General features: G+C 58.8%; 1 pseudogene. It reads left to right on the top strand.

Going from position 1 to position 502, the window contains the following annotated elements:
* Positions 1 to 149 precede the first annotated feature (149 nt).
* Positions 150 to 502, top strand: a pseudogene (locus Q0835_RS30100) (group II intron reverse transcriptase/maturase); the annotation flags it as partial.

The following is a 502-nucleotide window of genomic DNA, read 5'->3' as shown; positions in this document are numbered from 1 at the left end:
TCTGCGTCACAAGGGAGTTGACCCTGATGTCCATCATGTCGGCGGAGTTCCCGTAGTAGTCCGCGGTGGGGAAAGCCTGCCACATGGCGAAGGGGAACAGTTCAATCTGCTTGGAGTGCAAATTACCTGACCACATGAGGTGAAGACCTTTGATAATCAGCGAAATGCAGCACAAGCTCGCAACATGGGCCGAGGCCGATCCGGACCGGCGGTTCGATCGTCTCCTTCGGCTCATTGCCGATCGGGAATGGCTTGCCGAAGCGGCACGGATTGTTCTGGCGTCAAGCGGCGCCCGGACCCCGGGCATAGACGGAATAGACAAGCAACGGATGCAGGCCGAGTTGGATCACCATCTGGTCGGCCTGCGGACTGACCTGCTAAAGGGTAGCTATTGCCCGAAGCCGGTCAAGCGGATCTATATCCCGAAAGCCAATGGCAAGCTACGACCGCTGGGTATACCGACCCTGACAGACCGCATCGTCCAGCGCGCCATGCTGATGGC

Origin of the sequence: uncultured Roseibium sp. (assembly GCF_947499295.1) — a bacterium.
In the GTDB taxonomy this organism is placed as follows: Bacteria; Pseudomonadota; Alphaproteobacteria; order Rhizobiales; family Stappiaceae; genus Roseibium.
Note: the sequence above shows the minus strand (reverse complement) of the source record. Positions and strands in the feature narration are given on the sequence as shown.